General features: G+C 62.7%; 26 protein-coding genes and 3 tRNA genes. 14 read left to right on the top strand and 15 right to left on the bottom strand.

The window, feature by feature from the left end:
* The 3 genes from Q0718_RS12380 to Q0718_RS12390 all read right to left on the bottom strand — a co-directional run.
* On the bottom strand, positions 1–398 hold a 398-nt coding region (locus Q0718_RS12380), incomplete at its 3' end, for a GTP-binding protein (RefSeq protein ID WP_298918437.1).
* Positions 399–488: 90 nt separating this feature from the next.
* Positions 489–562, bottom strand: a tRNA-Gly gene (locus Q0718_RS12385).
* 43 nt (positions 563–605) lie between these two features.
* Positions 606–690, bottom strand: a tRNA-Tyr gene (locus Q0718_RS12390).
* A gap of 161 nt (positions 691–851) precedes the next feature.
* On the opposite strand from Q0718_RS12390, the gene Q0718_RS12395 reads away from it, so the two are divergent.
* From Q0718_RS12395 to Q0718_RS12420, 6 genes are all read left to right on the top strand, one after another.
* Positions 852–1895, top strand: coding sequence for an RNA methyltransferase (locus Q0718_RS12395; protein ID WP_298918440.1), 1044 nt, complete (start codon positions 852–854; stop codon positions 1893–1895).
* Between the two features lie 8 nt (positions 1896–1903).
* On the top strand, positions 1904–2833 hold the full coding sequence (gene ubiA / locus Q0718_RS12400; protein WP_298918442.1) for a 4-hydroxybenzoate octaprenyltransferase: 930 nt from the start codon (positions 1904–1906) through the stop codon (positions 2831–2833).
* Positions 2834–3031: 198 nt separating this feature from the next.
* Entirely contained in the window at positions 3032–3448 is a 417-nt protein-coding gene (gene msrB, locus Q0718_RS12405; protein WP_298918445.1) for a peptide-methionine (R)-S-oxide reductase MsrB, read from the top strand.
* Positions 3449–3902: 454 nt separating this feature from the next.
* Positions 3903–4322, top strand: a complete 420-nt coding sequence (locus Q0718_RS12410) for a hypothetical protein (RefSeq protein WP_298918448.1) — start codon at positions 3903–3905, stop codon at positions 4320–4322.
* A gap of 63 nt (positions 4323–4385) precedes the next feature.
* Entirely contained in the window at positions 4386–4682 is a 297-nt protein-coding gene (locus Q0718_RS12415) for a YciI family protein (protein ID WP_298918451.1), read from the top strand.
* A gap of 19 nt (positions 4683–4701) precedes the next feature.
* Positions 4702–6033, top strand: a complete 1332-nt coding sequence (locus Q0718_RS12420; protein WP_298918454.1) for a cytochrome P450 — start codon at positions 4702–4704, stop codon at positions 6031–6033.
* A gap of 1037 nt (positions 6034–7070) precedes the next feature.
* On the opposite strand, the gene Q0718_RS12425 is transcribed toward Q0718_RS12420, so the two are convergent.
* The 8 genes from Q0718_RS12425 to Q0718_RS12460 all read right to left on the bottom strand — a co-directional run bounded on the left by Q0718_RS12425 (position 7071) and on the right by Q0718_RS12460 (position 13271).
* Complete coding sequence (locus Q0718_RS12425) at positions 7071–8420, bottom strand: outer membrane beta-barrel protein (protein WP_298918457.1); 1350 nt, start codon at positions 8418–8420, stop codon at positions 7071–7073.
* 219 nt (positions 8421–8639) lie between these two features.
* Positions 8640–8715: transfer RNA gene (locus Q0718_RS12430), tRNA-Lys, on the bottom strand.
* A 100-nt stretch (positions 8716–8815) separates the two neighbouring features.
* Positions 8816–9928 carry a tRNA guanosine(34) transglycosylase Tgt gene (tgt, locus tag Q0718_RS12435; protein ID WP_298918460.1) on the bottom strand — a complete coding sequence of 371 codons (1113 nt, stop codon included), beginning with the start codon at positions 9926–9928 and terminating at the stop codon, positions 8816–8818.
* A 1-nt stretch (position 9929) separates the two neighbouring features.
* Positions 9930–10979, bottom strand: coding sequence for a tRNA preQ1(34) S-adenosylmethionine ribosyltransferase-isomerase QueA (gene queA, locus Q0718_RS12440; RefSeq protein WP_298918463.1), 1050 nt, complete (start codon positions 10977–10979; stop codon positions 9930–9932).
* A 24-nt stretch (positions 10980–11003) separates the two neighbouring features.
* Entirely contained in the window at positions 11004–11468 is a 465-nt protein-coding gene (locus Q0718_RS12445) for a peptidylprolyl isomerase (RefSeq protein ID WP_298918466.1), read from the bottom strand.
* A gap of 29 nt (positions 11469–11497) precedes the next feature.
* Entirely contained in the window at positions 11498–12382 is an 885-nt protein-coding gene (locus Q0718_RS12450; RefSeq protein WP_298918469.1) for a peptidylprolyl isomerase, read from the bottom strand.
* Positions 12379–12882 (bottom strand): pantetheine-phosphate adenylyltransferase, encoded by a 504-nt coding sequence (coaD, locus tag Q0718_RS12455; protein ID WP_298918471.1) that lies wholly within the window; start codon positions 12880–12882, stop codon positions 12379–12381. Before coaD ends, Q0718_RS12450 begins: the two co-directional genes overlap by 4 nt.
* Positions 12883–12944: 62 nt before the next feature.
* Positions 12945–13271, bottom strand: coding sequence for a DUF1476 domain-containing protein (locus tag Q0718_RS12460; protein ID WP_298918475.1), 327 nt, complete (start codon positions 13269–13271; stop codon positions 12945–12947).
* 213 nt (positions 13272–13484) lie between these two features.
* On the opposite strand from Q0718_RS12460, the gene purC reads away from it, so the two are divergent.
* The 6 genes from purC (at position 13485) to grxD (ending at position 18115) form a co-directional block, all read left to right on the top strand.
* Positions 13485–14261: a phosphoribosylaminoimidazolesuccinocarboxamide synthase gene (gene purC, locus Q0718_RS12465; protein WP_298918478.1), complete on the top strand. Its 777-nt coding sequence runs from the start codon at positions 13485–13487 to the stop codon at positions 14259–14261.
* A 9-nt stretch (positions 14262–14270) separates the two neighbouring features.
* The gene (gene purS / locus Q0718_RS12470) at positions 14271–14522 is read left to right on the top strand and encodes a phosphoribosylformylglycinamidine synthase subunit PurS (RefSeq protein ID WP_298918481.1); all 252 of its coding nucleotides are present in this window, start codon (positions 14271–14273) and stop codon (positions 14520–14522) included.
* Between the two features lie 2 nt (positions 14523–14524).
* A complete protein-coding gene (purQ, locus tag Q0718_RS12475) occupies positions 14525–15187 on the top strand; it encodes a phosphoribosylformylglycinamidine synthase subunit PurQ (protein WP_298918483.1) in 663 nt (220 codons plus the stop codon).
* A complete protein-coding gene (gene purL, locus Q0718_RS12480; protein ID WP_298918485.1) occupies positions 15187–17424 on the top strand; it encodes a phosphoribosylformylglycinamidine synthase subunit PurL in 2238 nt (745 codons plus the stop codon). Before purQ ends, purL begins: the two co-directional genes overlap by 1 nt.
* Positions 17425–17448: 24 nt before the next feature.
* Entirely contained in the window at positions 17449–17679 is a 231-nt protein-coding gene (locus Q0718_RS12485) for a BolA family protein (protein WP_298918487.1), read from the top strand.
* An 85-nt stretch (positions 17680–17764) separates the two neighbouring features.
* Positions 17765–18115, top strand: coding sequence for a Grx4 family monothiol glutaredoxin (gene grxD / locus Q0718_RS12490; RefSeq protein ID WP_298918490.1), 351 nt, complete (start codon positions 17765–17767; stop codon positions 18113–18115).
* Positions 18116–19283: 1168 nt separating this feature from the next.
* On the opposite strand, the gene rpsD is transcribed toward grxD, so the two are convergent.
* Entirely contained in the window at positions 19284–19901 is a 618-nt protein-coding gene (gene rpsD / locus Q0718_RS12495) for a 30S ribosomal protein S4 (RefSeq protein ID WP_298918493.1), read from the bottom strand.
* Positions 19902–20064: 163 nt separating this feature from the next.
* Here rpsD and rarD point away from each other — a divergent pair, with 163 nt between their 5' ends.
* Positions 20065–20958 carry an EamA family transporter RarD gene (gene rarD, locus Q0718_RS12500; RefSeq protein WP_298918496.1) on the top strand — a complete coding sequence of 298 codons (894 nt, stop codon included), beginning with the start codon at positions 20065–20067 and terminating at the stop codon, positions 20956–20958.
* Here rarD and Q0718_RS12505 read toward each other — a convergent pair.
* The 3 genes from Q0718_RS12505 to Q0718_RS12515 form a co-directional block, all read right to left on the bottom strand.
* Positions 20936–21196: a hypothetical protein gene (locus tag Q0718_RS12505; protein ID WP_298918500.1), complete on the bottom strand. Its 261-nt coding sequence runs from the start codon at positions 21194–21196 to the stop codon at positions 20936–20938. The two genes, rarD and Q0718_RS12505, sit on opposite strands and share 23 nt — an antisense overlap.
* A 76-nt stretch (positions 21197–21272) precedes the next feature.
* Entirely contained in the window at positions 21273–21710 is a 438-nt protein-coding gene (locus tag Q0718_RS12510; RefSeq protein ID WP_298918503.1) for a hypothetical protein, read from the bottom strand.
* A 95-nt stretch (positions 21711–21805) separates the two neighbouring features.
* On the bottom strand, positions 21806–22633 hold the full coding sequence (locus Q0718_RS12515) for an RNA methyltransferase (RefSeq protein WP_298918505.1): 828 nt from the start codon (positions 22631–22633) through the stop codon (positions 21806–21808).
* 95 nt (positions 22634–22728) lie between these two features.
* Here Q0718_RS12515 and Q0718_RS12520 point away from each other — a divergent pair, with 95 nt between their 5' ends.
* A complete protein-coding gene (locus Q0718_RS12520; RefSeq protein ID WP_298918508.1) occupies positions 22729–23940 on the top strand; it encodes an NADP-dependent isocitrate dehydrogenase in 1212 nt (403 codons plus the stop codon).
* Positions 23941–24025 lie beyond the last annotated feature (85 nt).

A 24025-nucleotide genomic window follows, 5' to 3' on the forward strand; every position in this document is an offset into this window, starting at 1 on the left:
ACCTTGTTCATGTAGACCACCATGGCGGGAATGCCGACCTGGCGACCGAGCAGGATGTGCTCGCGCGTCTGGGGCATCGGTCCGTCGGCGGCGTTCACCACCAGGATCGCGCCATCCATCTGCGCCGCACCCGTGATCATGTTCTTGACGTAGTCGGCGTGGCCGGGGCAGTCGACGTGGGCGTAGTGACGCGCGTCCGTCTCGTACTCCACGTGCGCCGTGCTGATCGTGATCCCGCGGGCCTTCTCTTCCGGCGCGCCGTCGATCTGGTCATACGCCTTGAAATCCCCGAAATACTTCGTGATCGCCGCCGTCAGCGTCGTCTTGCCGTGGTCCACGTGACCGATCGTGCCGATGTTGGCATGCGGCTTCGTGCGCTCGAACTTTTCCTTGGCCATGTGGCTCATCCTCTCATCTGGCCCACCTATCAGGCCGTTAAGGGTTCATTATGTCTGCAGCGTCATTCCTTGCGAAGCGACGCCGTATTCTGGAGCGGGTAGCGGGAATCGAACCCGCATACTCAGCTTGGAAGGCTGCTGCACTACCATTGTGCTATACCCGCCGCGTTGATCGAGACCGTACGGCCCGTTGAAATCCTGCGGAAGTGGTGGAGGGGGTTGGATTCGAACCAACGTACACATAGTGACCAGATTTACAGTCTGGCGCCTTTAACCACTCGGCCACCCCTCCCTGAAGGAACTCCTGATACCCCGAAGCATCCGACCCGGCCGATGGATCGAAAGCCCGAAAGTGCTGTTTTCCAACAAAAAACGCTCTGTCGCCCGCATGGCCATCGTGTTAGCCGCGCTGGAAGACAGAGACATGATGTTGATCGAGGCGGGCATATAACGATGGACGACGGTCCGCGCAAGAACGAAAACGCAGGCGGAACGGGCGGAAAGAGCCGACGGCGCCCCGGTGGCGGCCATGCCAGCGGCAAGCGTGGCGGCAAAGGCGGCGGCGCGCCCCATAATGCACGCCAGACGGGAAACTCAGGCGGTCATCCGGACCGGGACTCTCCCATGCGCTCGAAAGGCATGATCGGCGGGTCGGCTAGGGACGCGAAAAAAGGCGGCCCGCGCCGATCCAAGGGCGCGCGCGATCATGGCGCCGTCACGACACCGCGCAAGCCGAATCGCGGAAACTACAACAAACGCAGCAATAAGGGCGCCGGACCCAATCCCTGGATCTGGGGCTGGCACGCCGTGCAGGCCGTGTTGGCCAATCCGCGCCGCACCATCCATCAGATCATGGTGACGGAACAGGCCGCCGGACGGCTGGGCCTCGCCGACGGTCATCCCAATCTGAAAATGGTGGCGATGAATTATATCGACACCGCCTTGCCGCGCGGCGCGGCTCATCAAGGCGTCGCGGTCAAGGCCGCGCCGCTGGAATGGCCGGACCTGTCGCAGCTGGCCGACGATGCGGATGACGACGCACTCATCCTCGTGCTGGACCAGATCACCGATCCGCATAATGTCGGTGCCATGCTGCGCCTGTGCAGTGCGTTCGGTGTCTCCGCGCTCGTCATGCAGACCCGCAAGGCCCCACCATTGTTCGGCGCAACCGCCAAGGTTGCCGTGGGCTGCGTGGAAACCGTGCCCGTCTGCCTGGAGGTCAACATCGCCCAGTCGCTCAAGACGTTGCAGAATTTCGGCTACACCGTCGTTGGGTTGGCAGGCGAAACCGAGACGACCTTGCCGGATGCGCTATCGGGCGGCGGGCGCCGCGCCCTCGTCATGGGCGCGGAAGGGCCGGGCCTGCGCGAGCTGGTCGCCAAGAATTGCGACGTGCTAGCCCGCATCCCGATGCAAAGCCATGCCGTCGCGGGGCAAGCGGAAAGCCTGAACGTGGCCACGGCGGCGGGAATCGCGCTTTATGAGGCGCGCCGCTAGACATAATCATGTCCAAGGTCGCCGACAGCCGCAACACGCATTGGGTCAACCGCACACCCAGTTTTCTCCGCCCCTATTTGCAGCTTTCCCGCCTCGACCGCCCTGTCGGCTATTGGCTGCTCGCCTTGCCCGGCTGGGTCGGCCTGATGGTGCCGTCCTGGCTGTGCCGTCCGGGCTGGCAGGTCTGGTCACCCCTTTACTGGGGCGGCCTGATCCTGATCGGGGCCGTCGCCATGCGCGGAGCCGGCTGCACCTATAACGATATCGTCGACCGGGATCTGGATGCCCAAGTCGAACGGACGCAGTCGCGCCCCCTGCCCTCCGGGCAAGTCACGGTGAGGCGGGCCTGGCTTTGGCTCGTCGCGCAACTCGCCATCGGCTTCGTCGTCTGGCTCGCCCTGCCTTGGGGCGCGAAACTTGTCGCTTTTGCCTCGATCCCCCTCGTCGCCGCCTACCCGTTCATGAAGCGCATCACCTGGTGGCCGCAGGTCTGGCTTGGCCTGACGTTCAATTGCGCGGTGCTGGTGGCCTATGCGATCAAGACCGGCGGGCTCGATGCGACGATCGGGCTTGTCTATGCGGGGATGGCGATGTGGACGGTCGGCTACGACACGATCTACGCTCTGCAGGATCTGGAAGACGACGCCATGGCCGGCATCCGCAGCACGGCGCGCCGCTTCGGGTCGCGAGTCAGGTCGGGTGTGGCGCTGAGCTACGGCCTGTGCGTCGCGGCGATCACGGCCGGACTGTCGATCTCGCAGATGCCTCTCGCCGCCCTCGCCGTCATTCCCTTCGCCATCCATCTTTTCTGGCAGGTCATGAAACTCCGCTCTGATGACCGTCGCGGCGCGCTGCGCCTGTTCAAGTCCAACGGCTGGGCTGCGCTGATCCTGGCGGCCACGCTCGCCCTTGTGCAAACCGCGGTCACTCAGGCGTGAGAGAAACCTGATTGGCGTGTCACGCGTAAATCCTTACGTCGGAGCGGAGTCCGATCCGACGGAGAGACCGACATGATCGACAGACGCCGATTCGCCTTGAGCAGCCTCGCCTTCGGAAGTTCCGCCATCGTCCTCACGGCGTGCGGCGCATCGTCCGCACCCGCCTCCCGGGCAACCCTTCAGAGAAAGACAGACGTCATGAGCGCATTAGACACCGACACCGACTGGGCCGAACTGACCAAGGCGGACTGGAAAGAGCGCCTGACCGAAGAGGAGTTCCACGTCCTGCGCAAGGAGGGCACGGAGCGCCCCTTCTCCAGCCCGCTCAACGACGAAAAACGCCCCGGCACCTTCGTCTGTGCCGGGTGCGGATTGCCTTTGTTCAAGACAGACATGAAATTCGATTCGGGTACGGGCTGGCCGAGCTTCTTCGACTATATAGACGGCGCGGTGGACACAAAGCGCGACTTCAAGCTGATCGTGCCGCGCACCGAATATCACTGTGCGCGCTGTGGCGGGCATCAGGGTCATGTCTTCAAGGACGGGCCTGCCCCGACGGGTCTGCGCTACTGCAATAACGGCGTTGCGCTGGACTTCATCCCCGACGCTGCCTGAAACAGCGTTACCCATCCCTTAACCGAGGCTGCAATTTCACATAATTTCATGCTTGCCCGCAGCGTGGAGTCACCCCAATTATGGATCTATCGTTAGCCGTCCCATTGTGGGGCCGCGTTGAGAAAGGAGGTGTGATTTGTCTATCTTTTTTGAGGGGTCTGCCCAGAGCTGTTAGCTCAGCCTTTCGTAAACGCGAAACTGGGTAGGGTTTGCTCGCCGGATGCGTCCACAGAGTGAACCACAACGAAGCGGGCATGGTGTCCCGTAAGACCCAAACTTCAAAACGAGGCCCGCTGGCATTGTCGGCGGGCCTTTGTTTTATCCGCCTTTCCAAAAAGTCATCTTTTCGGCCCATTTGTACCATATGGGCAATGTCTCTCCTATCTGGCCGCGCCTAGCAGGCACATGTCGCGCGAATCCCCGCGCTGCAGACCGTCGCGGTCGGAGTGAAATCATGTCGCCTTGGACATCCGCCATCAGCCTTCTGTTCGCCGCCACGCTCGCCGGCTTGTTCTGGCCGGCCGATGCCGCGCAGACACCGCTGCGGCCTGCCTCCGTAACGAAGGCCTCTATGACCCCGGTTACTGCGGCCCCGGTCATGGCCCGCGACATGGCCACTCAGACGGAGGATGTCGCCCTCGCCAATCGGTGCGTGCTGGACGGGATTGGCAAGGCCGACTGCCTTTGCGTCGTCAAGATCATGAAATTCGAGCTGCCGTTACGGACTTACCGCCAGGACGTCCGGGCTTATGTCAGACGCCAAGCGGGCTCGACCATACGTCCGGCCGTGCGAGACCTCGTCTCGGATGCATTGTTCACTGACCGTTGCGCCTCGGCCAACGATTTCTTCTTCCCCGGCCCGGCAGACCGCTGACGAACGACGCCTGACGCACCGCGGTGGATTGCGGACATCGCGGCGCGGCGTTAGAGCCGCGCCATGCCCGATTTCATGATCCTGTCCAAAGACGTCGCCGAAGGCCCGGACATCCGCGCCCGCATCCGGCAGGACCATCTGGACTGGCTCGGCCAACCGTCTAACTGCACCGTTCTGTCGGCCGGACCTTGGCTCGACGACATGGATGTGATGCGTGGGTCCCTGCTAATTGTCAAAGCGCCGTCCCGCGAGGCATTGGAAGCCTGGATGGCCGAAGATCCCTACGCCGTGGCGGGTCTGTCGGCCGACATCGACGTCAGGCCGTTCAATCTCGTGATCGGACGGCCCGACGGGCGCTGATACACGCAGGGGAACGCATATGGGTTTGCAATTGGTCACGGATACCGTCCTTCCCGACCGCGGCCCGCGCGATCCGGTTCACCCGATCCAATACCCTCTGACGCCCCCTGCCGATCTGGGCGAACCCCTCACTTTCGCCGTGGAACCGCCTTGGAAGGCGTTCCGATCGATGCGCGAAACGGCTCCGGTCATGTGGCATCCGCTGGACAACAAGAAGCTGGAAGGCTTCTGGGCACTGACGCGTTACGACGATATCCGAGCGGCCAGCCTCGATACCGGCATCTGGTCCTCGCAGATGGGCGGCATCATGATGGCTTATGCCAACGATGCCCGACAGCATCCCAAGCTGCACTCCGCCTCGCTCAACACCATGATCTGCCTGGACGCTCCGCACCACATGCAGCTGCGGCGCGAACACATGCAGTTCGTGCGCCCGGATTTCGTCGCCGATCTGCGCCGCAAGGTCGATCAACGCGTGACGCACTTGCTCGACGGCGTCGAACGGAACGGACCGCGCCTGGACTGGGTCGAGCATTTCTCCTCCCGGCTGCCTCTCTTCACCCTGTGTGAAATGCTAGGCGTGCCAGAAGCCGACCGACCCCAGATCCGCGACTGGATGGATATGCTGGAAATGGCGACATACGTGCTCGGCACCGGCGATCCGTCATCCATCGACCCGCAACTGGTCATGACATTCCTGACCGAAGTCGAAGCGATGTTCGCCTATGGCCGCGACATCTTGCTGGCACGGCGGGCCAATCCGACCGGCGACCTGCTTTCGGCCATCGCCAATGTCGAGATCGACGGCGAACGACTGCCAGACGAATTTCTCGACGGATCCTGGCTGCTCATCATTATCGCCGGGAACGATACCACACGCAACTCCCTGTCCGGCGGCTTGCGCCTGCTGGGCCGGTTTCCTGACGAGAAAGCTAAGGTGCTGACCGACCGCTCGCTGATCCCGAACATGTGTCACGAAATCGTGCGCATGGTCAGCCCGGTCATGTATATGCGCCGCACCGCTTTGCAGGAGACGGAGATCCGCGGACAGATGATCGCCAAGGGCGAAAAGATCGTCATGTGGTACGGAGCCGGCAACCGCGATCCCGAAGTCTTTCCCGACCCCGACCGGTTCATCGTGACGCGCGAAAATGCCTCCAAGCATATCGCCTTCGGCACCGGCCCCCACCTCTGCATGGGCCAGCGCATCGCCAACATGCAGCTGAACGCCGCCTTCACGCAGATATTCGACCGTTTCCCTGACATTGCGTGGACCGGCCAACAGACGATCCTGCCCAACAACTTCACACATTCGATCGGATCTTTGGAGGTGGATTTAGGTCCAGCTTGATCGAACAGGTCTGGGTCCATCTCGGCACCGGCTCTTGCAGCTTTCGTCTTGCGTGCAGATCCAAGAACGGCGAAACCGTTCGTCGCAAACCTCCCGCTCAGCAGATTTGTTCTAGAGGATAGAAGGGAAAAAAATCCGCCGTAAATCGAGTCGGTGTGTGGTGTGCTGGTCGCCTCTTTGTCCGCATACCCCGATGTGTCGGGGTTCAGCTCGTAGCCGCACAACCACGCTCGAGCCAGCCCGCCGCCTGGATCCCGACATCCGTCGGGATGAGCGGTGGATCAAAGGCTATCGTTTGTCTTACGTCGATCTGTCGTCACGGCTTGGCTTGCCCATCTCCCCGCAACCTCATCCCGGGCTTGGCCCGGAATCCGCCTTCCAGCCCTATCGGCTAGGCCAGCGGTCTGGTGATGGACTCCGGGCCAAGCCTGGAACGAGGCCTGCAAAAGACACCGTCGCCAACACATTCTCCCAGGTTTGTTGTCGTTCACACTCACGAGACGAGGGCGGGTTTGCCGCCACCTCTTGTGAACCTAACCTCGACCGAATTCAGGCAATAGGTGCCGGCACGAAAGGAGGATGGACGAGATGTCGCTCTGATGCCGATGTCCGGAAGACCGGACAGGCCTAGTTCCGACGCCGATCCGTATCCATCGCACAAATCATCCGGGCTTTCCCTACGCCAAGCCCCATCACCCACTTTTAGCCTCTTGCCCCTCCAGGGACGAAAGGGGCCGCGGACTACAAGGGCCATGTGTCGCAGACCGGGCGGCGGCAGGGGGTCGGACTCCCCGCGCGGGCTTCGCCTTCGTGTGGATGGTTCTTCTTTCGCTTCCCCATCACGAAGCAGGGCAACGCCTCGTGTCGCTTCGCGGCACTCACGCAGACTCGCCGTGGCCAGCATGTTTGGTCGCACCGAAAAGCATGCGTCGAAAACAATTCACATCACGAGCGTCGACGATAGGGGTGTTACGAGCGCGCAAAGAAAAAGCCCGGCTCGAAAGCCGGGCTTCTTGCTTTCGGAATGTCCGAGAAGCCTAGTTGTTCATCATCGCTGTGCCGACTTCGGACAGCGTCAGAAGAACTTCCGTACGGCGGTTCAGCTGTTCGCGCACACCGTCGCCGGTCTGGACGAATGGCTCGGTCTCGCCTTTGCCTTCGGAGGCGATCATCCCGGCATTGACACCCTGGCGGATCAGCTCTTCGCGAGCGTCTTCGGCACGGCGTTGGGACAGACCCTGGTTGTAGGAGGCCGGACCAGACGTATCGGTGTGACCGACGACCCGGATATTGTCGATGCGGCAGAACTGGCCGACGTCGAGAATACGGTTGATCGTGTTACGTGTCTCAGCGGACTCGGCCACGTCGAATTCGTAATAGATCAGTTCCTGGCGGAATTGCTCTTCACATGCATTCACCGGGCACATGGCCAGATCGGATACGACCGTGAGGCCATCCGGGCAAGTCAGACGGACAGGCTCAGGCGGACACAGATCGAGATCGGTGACTTCCGTCACGCCGTCCCAGCAAAGAACCGTCGCAGGCGGGCAAAGCGCCAGATCCGTGACGGTTGTGATGCCGTCGTCACACGTGTAGACGACGGGCGGAGGCGGAGGCGGCGGAGGCGTAACCTTGCCGAAGCGATAGCGGAAACCCGTCATCAGCGTATGCGAGGTCAGGTCCTCGACCGTTGCACCGAGGCTGGCAAACACGCCGCCTGTTCCCGGAACGCCCGCTTGGATGTAGGTGCCGTCCAGATCGGCATCGCCAAGATCGGAATATTTGTAGGTTGTATCCCAGGTCAGGTTATCGGTGATGTTGTAGCCAAGACCTGCCATGAGGTTCCAGCCGAAACCCGTGTCCTTATCGTCAACCTGGCAGGCACGGAATGCAGCAGCGTTAGGCGGCTGCGTCACGCAAACAGGGTGACGAACGAGCACGGGACCGTTTTGGAAGTCCTGCGCGGCCAAAGTCAGGTCATTACTCACAATACCCAGACCAGCACCGATATAGGGCTCGAAGCGGCCGAAATCGTTGAAGTCGTAAAAAGCGTTGAGCATCAGCGCATTGGAGCGGATGCCCGCCGTCGTGAAGGGCTGATTGTCGATGGCGCCGAGGTCGTTTTGAAGCTGAGAGCCTTCAAGCTCGATGCGCCAGCCATTGCCATAGTCATAGCCGAGAGCCAGCCCCAGAGCGAGATCGCCTTGGCCCTGAACTTCGCCGAGCATACCCGGAAACGCCGAATTTGTCGGCACGATGTCGGCATCGGTGACGACGCCGTAACCTGCCTGTCCCTTGATATAGACGCCGCTATCCTGTGCGGTTGCAAGCGTCGGCACTGCCATGAGCGCTGTCGCGGCTGCGGCGATGAGAAGCCTATGCTTCATGATTTTCCTCCGTAAATGGTCCAAGCCATTAGTTCGATTCAGGTTTACGCACGCGGATGCGACGCGACTCCTGAAACCGCTGCTACACGAAAGCGTTCCATAATGCCAACGGGAGTTTTGGATTTCGGTCAAGTTTTGCGACAGTTTTCCCGTAAACGTTGCAAAACTGCACCAGTTTCGCCTCGTGACAGAGTCAACGAAATCCTAATCGGGAAGATTTGGTACGCCCACACGGACTCGAACCGTGGACATCCTCATTAAAAGTGAGGCGCTCTACCAACTGAGCTATGGGCGCTTGCCAAAAACGGCCGCAACGATCCGGATGCCGGTTTGCGGAAGCGGGCGCTACCTAGGCGCGGCGGCAGAACAGGTCAAGCCGCCTTGGCCCTTCTATTTCAGCCCCACTCTTGGCGGAACCGGACGACGAACGCGCCAAAGGTTCCGCCGGCGATCTCGACGCGGATTCGGCGCATGAGATCTTCGAAGTAGGCGATGTTGTGCCAGGACAGGATCATCTGGCCCAACATCTCGCCGGAGCGGATCAGGTGGTGGACATAGGCTTTCGAATAGGTCCGCGAGGCCGGGCAGTCGACCGACGCATCGAGCGGGCTGTCGTCTTCGGCGAATTCGGCGCGCCTGATGTTGTAGGGCCCACGGTCGGTCCAGACCTGCCCGTGACGGCCGGACCGGGTCGGGATGACGCAATCGAACATGTCGATGCCGCGCCAGACCGCCTCGACCAGATCGATCGGCTTGCCGACGCCCATCAGGTAGCGCGGTCTCTCGGCGGGCAGGTGCGGTGTCGTAGCGTCCAGCACGTCGCACATCGTCTCGTGCCCTTCCCCGACCGCGAGACCACCGACAGCATAACCGCCATATCCGCCCAAACGGATGGAGCGCTCCGCCGATTCGGCGCGCAGATCCGGATAGACCGAGCCTTGCACTATGGCGAACAGGGTCTGGCTGGGCCGCTCGCCGAACGCCTCCAGCGATCGCTCGCCCCAGCGCAGCGACAACTCCATCGACGACCGCGCCTGATCCGGGCTGGCCGGGAACGGCGTGCATTCGTCGAACTGCATGCAGATGTCGGCGCCCAGCAATTCGGCCTGGATCTGCATGGAGCGCTCCGGGCTCAACATATGCTTGGAACCGTCGATATGGGACCGGAACTCGACCCCTTCCTCGCTCATGGTGCGCAGCTTGGACAGCGACCAGACCTGGAACCCGCCCGAATCGGTCAGGATCGGCCTGTCCCAGCGGCAGAATTCGTGCAGCCCGCCCAGTTTCGCGATCCGCTCCGCGCCGGGCCGCAGCATAAGATGATAGGTGTTGCCGAGGATGATGTCCGCCCCGGCTTGCCTGACCTGATCCATATAGACGCCCTTGACGGTCGCGGCCGTGCCGACCGGCATGAAGGCCGGCGTGCGGATGTCGCCGCGCGGGGTGCGCAGCGTGCCGGTGCGGGCGCGGTCCTCGGTCGCATCGATGTCGAAGGGAAAGATCGCCATCCTAGGCCTTCCAGATGAGCGAGCTGTCGCCGTAGGAGTAGAAACGGTATTCTTCCGCGATCGCATGGGCATAGGCCGCCTGCATACGGTCCAGACCGGCCAGGGCGCTGACCAGCATGAACAGGGTCGAGCGCGGCAGATGGAAATTGGTCATCAATCCGTCGACGACGCGGAAACGGTATCCGGGCGTGATGAATATATCCGTTTCGCCGGACATGGCGCGGCCGTTCGAAGCTTCGAGCGCGCGCAGTGCCGTCGTTCCGACGGCTATGATGCGGCCCCCTGTTTTCCGGGTCTCGACAATCTCTGCAGCGGTCTCGTCCTCGATCTCGAACCATTCGCTATGCATGTCATGATCTTCGGTGCGGTCCGACTTGACCGGCAGAAACGTTCCGGCCCCGACATGCAGCGTCAGCCGCGCGGTCCGCACGCCGCGGTCATGAAGACGCGCCATGAGCTGCGGCGTGAAATGCAAACCCGCCGTCGGGGCGGCCACGCTGCCCGGGTCATCCGCATAGACCGTTTGGTAGTCCCGTTCATCGCGGGCATCGGCGGCACGCTTCCTGGCGATATAGGGCGGCAACGGCATTCGTCCATGCGCTGACACGGCCGCATCCAGCGCGTCGCCAGACCGGTCGAAACGAAGTTCGACATCGCCGCCGTCGCGGATGGCCATGACTTCGGCCCGGAAATTGCTTGCGGACTTGTCCGCGAAGAGAACGGCGTCGCCGATCTTCAATCGCTTGGCGGGCCGGATGAACGCACGCCAGCGGTCCGGCGCGGTGCGCTTGTGCAGGTTGATCGTCAAGGAGACGTCGCCCCCGCCCCCGACGGGCCGGGCTGGACGGATGGCGGACAAGGCGGCCGGTATGACCTTCGTGTCGTTCAGAACCAGCAGATCGCCAGACTGCAGCAGGTCAGGCAGATCGCCGACCGTGTGATCGCTAAGCGGCTCGGTCACGCACAAAAGCCGCGCGGCTTCGCGCGGCTCCATGGGCCGGAGGGCGATGCGGTCCTCCGGCAGGTGAAAATCGAATGCGGAAACGTCCATGGCTGGACGGCTTCGAAAAGAAGCCTAGCCTTCGACGACGCTCGCCTTGACGATCTTGCCGGGGTGGCGAGGCGGTTCGCCCTTTGGCAAGGCATCGACCAGGTCCATGCCGTCCTCGACTTCCCCCCAGACGGTGTACTGGTTGTCCAGGAACTGGCTGTCGTCCAAGCAGATGAAGAATTGGCTGGACGCGCTGTTGGGCTGACTGCTGCGGGCCATGGAGCAGACACCGCGCAAGTGAGGGTGCTTGCTGAATTCGGCCGGGATCTGCTTTTTCGCTCCACCCATGCCGGTGCCGTCCGGGCAGCCGCCTTGGGCCATGAAGCCGTCGATAACGCGGTGGAAGGTCAACCCGTCATAAAAGCCGTCCTCGACCAGCGCCGTGATCTGCTCGACATGTTTGGGCGCCAGGTCCGGGCGCAGCAAGATGGTGACGTCGCCGGTCTGGCCCGTCTGCGTATCGACGGTGAGAATGAGTTTTTCGGACATGATGTTCCTGGTTGGTAAGGGATTGAACGTTAGAGCGTACGCGTAGGGATCTGCACATCGCAGACATCGTCATAGGTTTGCGTTGCGATCCAGCTGGAGAAGGCATCCGAGCCCGTGTCCAGCACCTGCACGACCGGACGGTCGTCCTCCGGCAAATCGGCGGCGATGCGCACGCTGTTCATCTGATCGGGAACGAAACCGTCATTCTGGCCGACGACGCCTTCTTCGAAGGATGTGAGATAATCATGTCCGAGCACGGTCGTGCCCCAGATGGAATATTGCGAATCCAGATGTTCGGCCTGGCCGCGCATCAGGAAGAACTGGCTGTTGGCGCTGGCCGGGTCGGATGTGCGCGCCATCGAAGTGACGCCGGCGCAATGCAGGCCGAAAGCGGCGACCTTGCCGTCGCGTGTCAGGATCGCCTGGCTGATCGGCTGGCTGGCGACCGGAAGGCCCTTGTAGAAGCCGGTGGCGATCTGCTGCTCTTCGGCGCCGCGGGCCGAGACCAACGTGATGGCCATGTCCTCGCCGCGGCGGAAACTGAATTCCGCCGGAATGTTGGGCAGGTCGCTGTCGCCCGTGCCGTCGCCGTTCGAGCCGTCGCCCGTCTGGTTCATGAAGCCGTCGATCACGCGGTGGAACGGCACGCCGTCGTAGAAACCGTCGCGGGCCAGCTGCTTGACCTGCGCCACATGCAGCGGCGCGATCTCCGGCAGCAATTCGACGCCGATCATGCCGTAGGCCGTATCGATCAGCATGAGGTTTTCGGGATCGACCGTCCGCCAGGCCGAGTCCGGAATGTCGGTCCCAGCCGTCACTTCGCCGTCGGCGTAACTTTGCGGCGGTTCGGCCGAACAGGCGGGGCTGGCGAAGGCCAGAACCGAAAGGGCGGCAAGACGGAAAACTGTCTTCATGTGTACTTGTCCTTCAATCGCAGCGCGACCTCCGGGGTCACGAACTGGTCGATGTCGCCGCCGAGCCGCGCGATTTCCTTGACCAAGCGCGACGCGATGGTCTGATATTGCGGATCGGCCATCAGGAAGACGGTCTCTATATCCGGGTTGAGCCTATCGTTCATGCCCGCCATCTGGAATTCGTATTCGAAGTCCGACACGGCCCGCAGGCCGCGCACTATCATGCTGGCGCCGCATTCTTCAACGAAGTGTATCAGCAGACCTTCGAACGGTCGCACTTCCACCTCGATCCGGTCGCGGAAGGCGGACACCACGTTTTCCACCATTTCGACGCGTTCGTCCAAAGCGAAGAGCGGGTTCTTGCCGCGGTTGATGGCGACCGCCACGATCAGCTTGTCGCACAGGCGCGACGCCCGCTTCATGATGTCCAGATGCCCCAGCGTCATCGGGTCGAACGTTCCCGGATAGAGCGCGATGCGGTGAGTGGTGGGTGTGGCCATGGCGAGCGGGACTTACGGGAGTGAATGCGGCAGAACCAGAAAATTCCGACTGGCTTCCCGCCTCAGTCGTCCGCCTCGTAAATAGCGTGGCGCGCAATCTTCAACTCTTCGGCCATCCGCTCGCGGATGGCCTGGTCGGACACGTCCACACCGGCCGCCGACAGGTCGCCGCTCAGCTTGCGGAAAACGTCTTCGTCGCCCGCCTCTTCCATGTCCGCGGCGATGACCTGCAAGGCGTAGGCGTCCGCTTCCGCACCGGACTTGCCCATCAGCGTGGCCGCCCAATGGCCCAGAGCCTTGTTGCGGCGCGCCTCGGCCTTGAATTCCTTGGCCGCGTCCAGAGCGAAGCGGGTCTCGGAAGCGTTCTTGCGGTCGTCGAACATGGACATGGGGGCGATCCTTGAGCTGTCGCGCGGCACGGAAAGTCCGGCCGCGTCACCGTCAGCGCGCAATACTAAGCCCGTTTCGCGGCGGCAAGGCGCAAATTGCGCCGGAACTTCACGTGACGGGAAATTAAACGGGGACCGGATGGTGCGCGCCGTTGCCGCCCGCCGAGCGCTCGTCTATGGGGCGCGTTCCTCATTCAAGGAGTCGCGCGCCCGATGAGCCGCCGCAAGCAAATCTACGAAGGCAAGGCCAAGATCCTCTACGAAGGACCGGAGCCCGGCACGCTGGTCCAATATTTCAAGGACGACGCGACCGCGTTCAACGCGCAGAAGAAGGCGACGCTGGACGGCAAGGGCGTGCTGAACAACCGCATCAGCGAATTCATCATGATGCGGCTGATGGAAATCGGCATCCCGACCCATTTCATCCGCCGCCTGAACATGCGCGAACAGCTCATCAAGCGGGTCGAGATCGTCCCCTTGGAAGTGATCTGCCGCAATGTCGCCGCCGGCACCATGTCCAAGCGGCTCGGCATCGACGAGGGCGAGAAGTTGCCGCGCTCCATTGTGGAATTCTGCCTCAAGCGCGACGATCTCGGCGATCCCCTGATCGCCGAAGAACATATCTACGCGTTCGGCTGGGCGAGCCAAGGCGAACTGGACGAGATCATCGCCATGACCTTGCGCATCAACGACTATCTGCAGGGCATGTTCGCGGGCATCGGCATCAAGCTGGTCGATTTCAAGCTGGAATTCGGGCGGCTGGAACATCCGGACGGGATGGGCGGACACATGATCGTGCTGGCCGACGAGATCAGCCCCGACAGCTGCCGCCTGTGGGACCGCGAGACCGACAGGAAACTCGACAAGGACCGTTTCCGCCGCGACTTGGGCGAGGTCACCGAGGCCTACCAGGAAGTCGCCACGCGCCTCGGCATCCTCAAGCCCAACCCGACGACCGCCAACATCTCCGTCATCTCCTCCAACGATTAGAGACTCCTCATGATCGCTCGCGTCTATGTCGGCCTCAAACCCGGTGTCCTCGATCCGCAAGGACGCACCATCGCCGCCTCCCTCAACGACCTCGGCTTCGACGAAGTCCAGGACGTCACGCAGGGCAAGATCATCGAATTGAAGCTGGCCTCCGGCGAGCGCGACACCGTCGAAGCCCGCGTCAAGGAGATGTGCGAACGCCTGCTCGCCAATACGGTGATCGAAAGCTACCGCATCGAGCTGGACGAAGAGGAAGAATAGGTTTGAGCACCGCCGTCATCGTCTTCCCGGCTTCGAACTGCGACCGCGACGCCGCCGTCGCGCTCGAAAAGGTCACGGGCAAACCGCCCCGCATGGTGTGGCACAAGGACACGTCCATCCCCGACGATGTGCGCTTCGTCGTCGTGCCGGGCGGGTTCTCCTATGGCGACTATCTGCGCTCCGGCGCCATCGCCGCCAACTCGCCGGTCATCCGGGACCTGAAGGACAAGTCCGAGGCGGGCCTGCCGGTGCTGGGCATCTGCAACGGCTTCCAGATCCTGACCGAAGCCGGGATGCTGCCCGGTGCGCTGATGCGCAATGCCAATCAGAAGTTCGTCTGCCGGATCAGCCGCCTGCGTCTGGCCAATGCCAAAACGCGCTTCACCAGCCAATACGACGCCAAGCACGAAATCGACGTTCCGGTGGCCCATCACGACGGCAATTATTTCGCCGACGACGAGACGCTTCGCCGCATCGAAGGCGGCGGCCAGGTCGTGTTCCGCTACAGCGAAAACCCCAACGGATCGCGCAACGACATCGCCGGGATCGTCAATGCGTCCGGCAATGTGCTCGGCATGATGCCCCATCCCGAACGCGCCGTGGATACGGTGCATGGCGGCACGGACGGCATCACCCTGTTCAAATCCATTGTGGGGTCGCTGTAATGGCGCGCAAGAAAAAGAGCGAGATCACACCCGAGATCGTCGCCGAACACGGTCTGTCCGAGGATGAATACGCGATCGTGCTCGACCGGCTCGGCCGTGAACCGAACCTGACGGAACTGGGCATCTTCTCGGTCATGTGGAGCGAGCATTGCTCGTACAAATCCTCGCGCCGCCATCTGGGCAAGTTCCTGACCACGAGCGACCGCGTCATCCAGGGGCCCGGCGAGAATGCGGGCGTGATCGACATCGACGACGGCGACGCCATCGTCTTCAAGATGGAGTCCCACAACCACCCGTCCTTCATCGAGCCCTATCAGGGCGCGGCGACGGGCGTGGGCGGGATCATGCGCGACGTGTTCACCATGGGCGCGCGCCCCATCGCGCTGATGAACGCGCTGCGCTTTGGCGAACCGGGCCACCCCAAGACGAAAGCGCTGGTGTCGGGTGTCGTCGCCGGGATCGGCGGCTACGGCAATTGCGTCGGCGTGCCGACGGTCGGCGGGGAGACGAACTTCCACCCGGGCTATAACGGCAATATTCTCGTCAACGCCATGTGCGTCGGCCTCGCCCGCACCGACAACGTCTTCTATTCGGCCGCCAAGGGCGTCGGCAATCCGATCTTCTATGTCGGGTCCAAGACCGGCCGCGACGGCATCCACGGCGCCACCATGGCGTCGGCCGAATTCGACGATGACAGCGAAGAGAAGCGCCCCACCGTGCAGGTCGGCGATCCGTTTACCGAAAAGTTGCTGATCGAGGCCTGCCTGGAACTGATGGCGACCGACGCCATCATCGCCATCCAGGACATGGGCGCGGCGGGCCTGACCAGTTCCTCCATCGAGATGGCCGACAAGGGCGGCGTCGGCATCGCGCTGAACCTCGACAAGGTGCCGCAGCGCGAAACGGGCATGAGCGCCTACGAGATGATGCTGTCGGAAAGCCAGGAACGCATGCTGATGGTCATCCAGCCGGGCAAGGAGAAGCTGGCCTTCCAGGTGTTCGAGAAGTGGGAGCTGGACGTCGCCGAAATCGGCACCACGACGGATACGGGCCGGTTGGTGCTGACGCATAAGCGCAAGACCGTCTGCGACATCCCGATCGCGCCGCTGGCCGACGACGCGCCGAACTACGACCGCCCGCACGAACCGACCGCGCCGCGCGAAATCCTCAAGCCGGACGAAGTGGACGAACCTGCAGACTACAACGATGCGCTCATCCAGGTCATGACCGATCCCGACATGGCGTCGAAACGCTGGATCTGGGAACAGTATGACCGCCACGTCATGGCCGACACGGTCGATAGCAGCCAGTCGGGCGGCGACGCCGCCATCGTGCGCATCCACGGGCCTGACGGGCCGACCGACAAGGCCGTGGCCATCACGACCGATTGCACGCCGCGCTATTGCTATGCCGATCCGGTGCAAGGCGGTCGGCAGGCCGTGGCTGAGAGCTGGCGCAACCTGACCTGCGTCGGGGCCAATCCGGTCGCGATCACCGATTGCCTGAACTTCGGAAATCCGGAACGTTCCGAGATCATGGGCCAGTTCGTCGGCTGCATCGAGGGCATGAACGAGGCCTGCCGCGCCTTCGACTATCCGGTCGTGTCCGGCAATGTGTCACTCTACAACGAGACGAACGGCGTCGCCATTCCGCCGACCCCGGCCGTGGGCGGGGTCGGTCTGATCCCGGATCTGACGCTGGTGCAGTCCCTGGGCGGCGCCCGGCCCGGCGATACGCTGATCCTGATCGGCGCAACGGAAGGCTGGCTTGGCAGCTCGATCTTCCTGCGCGCCTTGCAGAACCGCGAGGACGGCGCCCCGCCGCCCGTCGATCTGCAGGCCGAAAGGCACAATGGCGATTATGTCCGGAAACTGATCCGCAACCGCCGCGTGCGGGCCGTGCACGACCTGTCGGACGGCGGCCTCGCGGCGGCCGCTTGCGAGATGGCGTTCGCGTCAGGCATCGGCATGGAGCTGATCAATCCGAGCGAGCTGCCTGCCCATGCCTGGTATTTCGGCGAAGATCAGGCCCGCTACCTCATCAGTACGGATGGCAATTCGGTCAATCCGATCCTGACGACCGCCGACGGGCTCGGCGTGCCGGCCATGATCGTCGGCAAGGCCGGCGGCACGCGGCTGAAAGCCAAAGGCGCCTTCGATGTCAGCCTGGACGGGTTGCGCGGACGCTGGGAACAATGGATGCCCGAGTTGATGAGCGGCGCGACCGAGACGGTCTGACGAAACGGGTTTGGAGACGATTCGATGGCGATGGAAAAAGAGGCGATCGTGGCGATGCTGAAGGCCGCCCTGCCCGACGCCGAAATCGAGATGATCGATCTGGCCGGCGACAACGACCATTGGAAGGCCGTCATCGTCAGCGAGCGGTTCCGCGGCCAGAGCCGCGTCGCGCAGCACCAGCTCGTCTATTCGGCCCTGGGAGACAAGATGGGCGGCGAATTGCACGCCCTCGCCCTGGAAACCCGCGCCCCGTGACGGTGCCTCTGTAACGCCTTCGTCAGTTGAACCCCGTCCGGTCGCTTCCTACGTTGGACGCGACCTCACAGGAGACCCGCTTTTCATGTCCGATACACCCGCCCCCGACCAGACGGTCAAGGACCAGATCGCCAAGACTGTCAACGACCACGATGTCGTGCTCTACATGAAAGGCACGCCGACCTTCCCGCAATGCGGGTTTTCGTCGACCGTCGTGCAGGTTTTCGACTATCTCGGCGTCGATTATTCGTCCGTCAACGTGCTGGAAGACCCGGCCGTCCGACAAGGCATCAAGGACATCAACAACTGGCCGACCATCCCGCAGGTCTTCGTCAAGGGCGAGTTCATCGGCGGCTGCGACATCGTCCGCGAAATGTTCGAGTCCGGCGAACTGCGGACGCTGCTGGCCGACAAGGGTGTGGAGATGGCGGCGTAATCCAACGTCTTGCCCCACAGGTCTGCGTCCCGCCATGCGGCTCTAGACCGCCAACGGCCATCTTCGCGAACCTCGTCGGACTGAGCATTCGTCCTTAAGGACGACAAGGAATTGCCGCGGCGCAAGCCCGGCGGCAGTTTGCCCGCCCATCTGCGTAGATCCTTATCCCTGACTCGATCCGGGATCCATCTCCCAACCGTCATAGCCAGCACGATCATCGCGCGATTGAGCCCGGAGTGAGGGCTGCTGCGACCGTTGCCCTTGATCTTCGTCGCCAGGGATGACCGCATCGGCGTTTCGTACAAATCCCCTCCTTCGGGGCGCTCTTGCCAAATCCATCCTCGCTTATCGACTTGAGCGACCCATGGCGGTGCCTTGTAATCGCTCGGCCTTACAGAAAACCTTGGGAAAATGATCCTCCTTTTCGAAAGCTGTGATATCTTTCCGCCATTCCACTCCCGGTCACGAGGCGGTTGCATGACCGTGGTGGGGGTGGGGTTTTCCGGGAGGTCCGGATGGCGGGCGGGCGGGCAGCAGTCCGACGCGCGGCTCGCAAGAGCGGCGCGACAACCGCCCCGGACGGCCGAGCGGTGTTTATGCAACGCACCGATCGCCCGACCTTCCGTGTGGAGAGCGAACCTCCGGCTGTCGCCGGGTGGTGGCGAGAGGCGAGCGCCTTGGATGGGACACTGGCTGCGGTGTTCCCGGAGACCGTCGTCGCCCCGCCCGGCCCGACCGGACGCCCTCCATGCGGATGACCGCATCCGGGAACCGACGCGCGGGCTCCGTCCCAGCGTAAAAAGGTAAGTGTTTGCTTTGTTCCTTCGCCGGGACGGAGCCCGCGCCTCGTGCATTCTTCAAGGATGCGCCGCTCTTGCCGGGACAGGCCCCCGGTCGCAGGACTAGGCGTGGGCGGATGACGATCGGCGCGGGGCCGTGGGGTCCGTCACGGGGCGGCTGGGCTGGGCGGAACGGTGGGGAGATGGATCCCGGGTCGGGCCCGGGATGAGGGGGTGGGGAGAGGAGGCCGGCAAGACGCCGTTCGGGCTTGCGGCGAGGTGTTCCCTTCGCGTCCATTGGGACGCGTGTCCGTGCCGGACAAGGTTTGCGACGGTTGCCGTTGGCAATCTTAGACCCGCATGGCGGGACGCAAACCTGGGGCCAGTCGTTAACGCGAGTAGAATTCGATAACCAGGTTCGGTTCCATCTGCACCGCGTAGGGCACTTCGTCGAAGCTCGGCACGCGGGTGAAGGTGGCTTTCATGCCCTTGACGTCGAGGTCGACATAGTCCGGCACGTCGCGTTCGGCCAGTTCCAGCGCTTCGAGGACGAGGGCCATGGTCTTGGACTTCTCGCGGACCTCGATCGTGTCGCCGGGTTTGACGCGGTAGGACGGGATGTTGACCTTCTTGCCGTTGACCAGGACGTGGCCGTGATTGACGAACTGGCGCGCGGCGAACACGGTCGGCACGAACTTGGCGCGGTAGACGACGGCATCGAGACGCTGCTCCAGCAGGCCGATGAGGTTCTCGGACGTATCGCCCTTCATCCGGGTGGCTTCGTCATAGGTGCGGCGGAACTGCTTTTCGGTGACGTTGCCGTAATAGCCCTTGAGCTTCTGCTTGGCGCGCAGCTGCGTACCGAAGTCGGACATCTTGCCGCGACGACCGCCACCATGCTGCCCGGGCGGGTTGGGACGCTTGTTGACCGGGGACTTGGGACGGCCCCAGATGTTTTCGCCCATGCGGCGATCGATCTTGTATTTAGCGGAGTGACGCTTCGACATGGCGGCGCCCTTTCATATCTTCGCGGGCCGGCTTCCAGCATGTGCGGAGGCAATTGCAACGGCGACGGCGCGAATATCCCGTCTTGAAGGCGGGCGACATACTGCAAAAAGACGTGAAGTCAACACGGCCTGACAGGCCGTCCGAGAGGTGTATGGGGCGGTCATGAACCGATCCCAGCAACCCGACAGCCGTGCCGGTCTCGTCTCCGGCCTGTCGGCCTATCTGATGTGGGGTCTGTTCCCCATCTATTTCGTCGCGACCAAGGCCGTGCCCGCTCCGGAGATCCTGGCGCACCGCATCCTCTGGTCCCTGCCCTTCGGCCTGCTCATCCTCGTCTTCCGCAAGCAGATCGGGGCCATGCTGACGGCGCTGCGCCATCCGCGCACGCTGGGACTGCTGACGCTGGCTTCCGTCAGCCTGGCCGCGAATTGGGGGGTCTACATCTATGCCATCCAGATCGGGCAGATCTTCCAGGGCAGTCTGGGATATTACATCAATCCGCTGATCTACGTCCTCGTGGCCGTCCTGTTCTTCGGCGAAAGATTGTCCAAGTTGCAGGGTCTGGCCATCACGCTGGCTTGCGCCGGAGTGCTGGTGCTGACGCTCTATGGCGGGCAGTTCCCGGTCATCTCCTTGTTCCTAGCGGTCAGCTTCACGATCTACGGCGTGCTGCGCAAGCTGATCGATGTCGGCGCCATGCCGGGATTGTTCATCGAGGTGCTGGTGCTGCTCCTGCCCGCCGCCGGCTACATGGCGTGGCTGGCGCAGTCCGGACAGATCGTGTTCGGCACGGATCCGACGCTCGATTGGCTGATGGTGGCGGCGGGTCCGATCACCGTGCTGCCGCTGCTGGCCTTCGCGTTTGCGGCCCGGCGCATACGGCTATCGACGCTGGGCATCCTGCAATTCATCGGGCCGACCATGCAGTTCCTGTGCGGCCTCTATTACGGCGAAGCCTTCACGACGGCGCACGCCGTCTGCTTCGGGCTGATCTGGTGCGGGGTGGCGTTGTTCGCCTGGGACGGCTGGCGCGTCAGCCACCCATCATCCGCATGAGGAAGATGCCGAGCGCGAACGCCACGAAGTGAATGAGCGTTTGCTGGAAGACGAGGAAGGCCCCGTCGAGGATCATGTTGCGGTCCGGCGCCTGAGGCTGCGTCCTGAGCTGGTCGCGCCGTAGCGGAAACAGCAGCACCGCCGACAGGATGGCGACGATGAAAACCAGGAAGAACGGATAGGACAGATAGCCCAGACCGAAGCTGACGATCAGGGCGAGATAGGGAACGAAGCGCATGGCGCGCCCCTAGAGAAAGCGGACCGCACGTGCAACGCGCGGTCCGCAGCTTTGTCGTCGCTTCGCGAGAGGACGTCTATTCTTTGTCGATGTCGGTCGCGAAGATGAACGTATCCATGCCGGCCGGAATGGTCGCATTGACAGTCGCGGGCAGGTCGTAGTCGCGGGCACGGACCGTGCCTTCGATGTCGATCATGTCACCGCGATTGATGTCGAGCATGCCTTCCTGGTTCGTGCCGGGCGTGCGGACTTCGTCGAACACGATGTAGTATTCCGTGCCGCTCATGTCTTCGGCGTAGAAGGCCATGTCGCCCGATACGTTGGTCACGCGCAGATCGTCCATGTCGACGGCGCTGTCGACCACGACGCGGTCGACCGTGCCAGTATCGACCGTATCGACATCATCGTCGTTGCCGGCGAACCACCAGAAGAGCAGCGCAGCGAGTAGAAGCGCTCCCAGCAGCCACAGCCACCAGAGCGAATTTTCTTTCTTTTCGACGGGAATCTCAGCCATGGGTCGTCTCCTTTTCGAATGAGTCGCCGCGCCTGGCACGACGCGGGACGGGAACGTTCAAGCTACGCGCATTCTGCGACGATGTTCCCAAAGCGTCAGTCCCCGTCGGGGACGATGCCGCGTTTGCGGTCGATATGGCGGCCTCGGCCCCTGGACAGGGCCTTGACGATTCCGCGAAAGGTCCGGACTTCCTGCTCGGTCATTCGCGCGCGGGTCAGCGGCGCCCGGATGTTGTGGCGCATCAATTCCTGCTTGGATCGGGGGTAGAAGAAACCCGCCTCTTCCAGTTCCGCTTCCAGGTGATCGAACAAACGGACCAGGTCTTCGCGCGGCGCCACGTCGGACAGGCTGTCGTCGAACGTATCCGGCACGCCTTCGCCCGCCGCGTAGAGGAAGGCGAAGACATTGACGGCCTGCGCCAGGTTGAGCGACTGGAAGGCCGGATTGACCGGATAGGTCAGGATCGCATCCGAAAGCGCCACGTCCGCATTGGCGAGGCCGGACTTCTCCGGCCCGAACAATATGCCGGTCCGCGTGCCGGACGCCTCCAGAGCGCGCAAGCGTCCGCCCAGGCCTTCGACGCCTTCGACCGGCAATTCGATGTCGCGGCGCCGCGCCGTCGCGGACAGCACATGGTTCAGGTCGGCCACAGCCGCCTCGGTCGTGTCGAATATGGACGCCGACTCGATCACCGACAAAGCGCCGGCCGCCAGCGTGACCGCCGCTGGATTGGGCCAGCCGTCGCGCGGGGCGACGAGCCGCAGATCCGTCAGGCCGAAGTTCAGCATGGACCGCGCGGCTGCGCCGATGTTCTCGCCCAGTTGCGGATTGACCAGGATCACCGCCGGAACGGTTTGGGAAGCCACGCCCACGGTGCGGCCCAATTGGTCGCGGACTTCCTTGCCGGGCTTGTTCGCGCCCATGTCATCACCTCGCCGATAGTGCTTTAACTCTGGACACGCTTTGCTATACGCGCCCGCGAAATTCCAAGACTTTGCTGAAAAGAACAGAGGACCTCATGGCCAAAATCAAGGTGAAGAATCCCGTCGTCAACATGAATGGCGACGAGATGACCCGCATCATCTGGGACATGATCATCGAACGGCTGATCGAGCCCTATCTGGACATCGACCTGCTCGACTACGACCTGTCGATCCAGAGCCGCGACGCGACCGACGACCAGATCACGGTGGATGCCGCCGAAGCCATCAAGAAGCACAATGTCGGCATCAAATGCGCGACCATCACGCCGGACGAAGCCCGCGTGGAAGAATTCGATCTCAAACGCATGTACCGGTCCCCCAACGGCACGATCCGCAACATTCTCGGCGGCGTGGTGTTCCGCGAACCGATCATCTGCTCGAACATTCCGCGTCTGGTCCCCGGCTGGACGCAGCCCATCGTCATCGGCCGCCACGCTTTCGGCGACCAGTACAAGGCCACAGACTTCGTGGTTCCCGGCCCCGGCACGGCGACGATCAAGTTCGAAGGCGAAGACGGCGAGGTCATCGAGCACAAGATCTTCGACTTCCCCGGCGGCGGCGTGCTGATGGGCATGTACAATCTGGACAAGTCAATCGAGGACTTCGCCCGCGCCTGCTTCAATTACGGCGTCCAGCGCCGCTGGCCCGTCTACATGTCCACCAAGAACACGATCCTGAAAAAGTATGACGGCCGCTTCAAGGACATCTTCCAGGACGTCTACGACAATGAATTCAAGTCCAAGTTCGAAGCGTTCGGCGGCGAGTACCAGCACCGCCTGATCGACGACATGGTCGCGGCGGCCATGAAATGGTCCGGCGGCTATATCTGGGCCTGCAAGAACTATGACGGCGACGTGCAGTCCGACACGGTGGCGCAAGGGTTCGGCTCGCTCGGTCTGATGACGTCCTTCCTGCTGACGCCGGACGGCAAGACGATGGAAGCCGAAGCCGCGCACGGCACGGTCACCCGCCATTACCGCAACCACCAGAAGGGCGAGGCGACATCGACCAACTCGACCGCGTCGATCTTCGCCTGGACCCGAGGCCTCGCCCACCGCGCCAAGCTGGACGACAACGAAGCGTTGCTGAAATTCGCCACCGGTCTGGAAGAAACGGTCGTCGATACCATCGAGGGTGGCCAGATGACCAAGGACCTCGCATTGCTGGTCGGAGACAAGCAGGGCTGGCTGACCACGACGGGATATCTGGAAGCCATCGACGAGAACTTCCAGAAGAAGATGAGCTAAAGGACATAGCTCCATGTGGGCTCCGGAACCGGCCCATTGGCGAAAACACCCGCTCCGAGCAAAGCGAGGGGCAGTCGTCGTGTTT

Origin of the sequence: uncultured Algimonas sp. (assembly GCF_947498175.1) — a bacterium.
GTDB lineage: Bacteria > Pseudomonadota > Alphaproteobacteria > Caulobacterales > Maricaulaceae > Litorimonas.